This window comes from Cyanobacteriota bacterium, from assembly GCA_025054735.1.
GTDB lineage: Bacteria > Cyanobacteriota > Cyanobacteriia > SKYG9 > SKYG9 > SKYG9.
Genome location: JANWZG010000675.1, coordinates 1 through 1,159, shown reverse-complemented (window position 1 = coordinate 1,159; position 1,159 = coordinate 1). Strand labels below are relative to the sequence as shown.

At 48.1% G+C, this 1,159-nt stretch carries 2 protein-coding genes; one reads left to right on the top strand and one right to left on the bottom strand.

The features are described 5' to 3' along the window. On the top strand, window positions 1-592 hold a 592-nt coding region (locus tag NZ772_19305; GenBank protein ID MCS6815705.1), incomplete at its 5' end, for an Hsp70 family protein. A 249-nt stretch (window positions 593-841) separates the two neighbouring features. Here NZ772_19305 and NZ772_19300 read toward each other — a convergent pair. Beyond that, on the bottom strand, window positions 842-1,159 hold a 318-nt coding region (locus NZ772_19300), incomplete at its 5' end, for a hypothetical protein (protein ID MCS6815704.1).

The window sequence follows — 1,159 nt, the reverse complement described above, 5'->3', positions numbered from 1 at the left end:
CCATGTGTTGTTGGTGGGGGGCACCTGTCAAATTCCTGCCGTCCAACAATTGATCACGTCATATTTTGGCAAACAGCGCGTCAAGCTCCATAAGCTGTTTCAAGCCGTGGCTGAGGGAGCGCTAGCCCTGGCGCAGGTAGAAAATTTATATGATGAATTGCGTCATGGCTATGCCATCCGTCTTTGGGAACCCTATGCCCGGACTTATTCTTACGTGCCTTTATTTACCAAAGGAATGCATTATCCTTGTCAGCGTGAGGAGCCATTAATTTTGCAAGCAGCTACCGATGGACAACGAGAAATTCATTTGGATATTGGTGAAGTTGCTGATCTCGGCCAAGCAGAAGTAGCCTTTGATAGTCAAGGACGCATGACCAGCTCTCGCTTCTCAGTGCAAGCAGCATTTCGCCCACTTAGCACTCACGCCGATCACATCTGTGTTGCTCGGTTAGACCCACCCGGTGAACGGGGAGTTGATCGGGTAGAAGTCCAGTTTGAGATTAATCCCCAGCGCATTCTGCTGGTAACCGTAAAGGATTTGCAAACTGGGGTAGTGTTGTTAGAGCGAGAGACGATCGCTAAGCTGGCCTAAACAAACTCCTAAGCAAACTCCTAACTAGAGTGTCGGGCTGGCAAGCACTCCTACCACTTCTCCATACTATGGCTATGGATAGCTTGTAGTCAGGACTTAAGTCTCTACTACGAACTAATGGGTTATGTTGCTGGCTTTTGGAGGATTGGTATCAACTGTCTCTACTTTTTATGAGATGTGGCTACGAGACGTAGCAGACAAGAAGGCTGGTCACTACTTGCATATAAGTTATATAAGTTGATATGAGCTTTACTTGGCATAAGATTGAAGCCACGCTAGTCCTTGGGGTTCTACACGCACAACGATCGCTAGATCTAGCTCTTGGTTAGACGATAACTGAAATTGCAGAACCCTAGCGGTGATACCAGCCGCCTCTAGGTTTGCTAGGTCAAAACGACGGTTGACTCCATCCACAAGGGCGGTCAGAATTTCTAGAGGAGCGGGCTGACCATCGACAGTAAGGCTGGGGTTGATGAGTTGTAGTCGTCGGCCCTGAAGGATTTGCACACTGGTCTGAGCAACAATATGCAGTATGTCATCCTTACCTTGCTCCTGTAGGTTGATGGA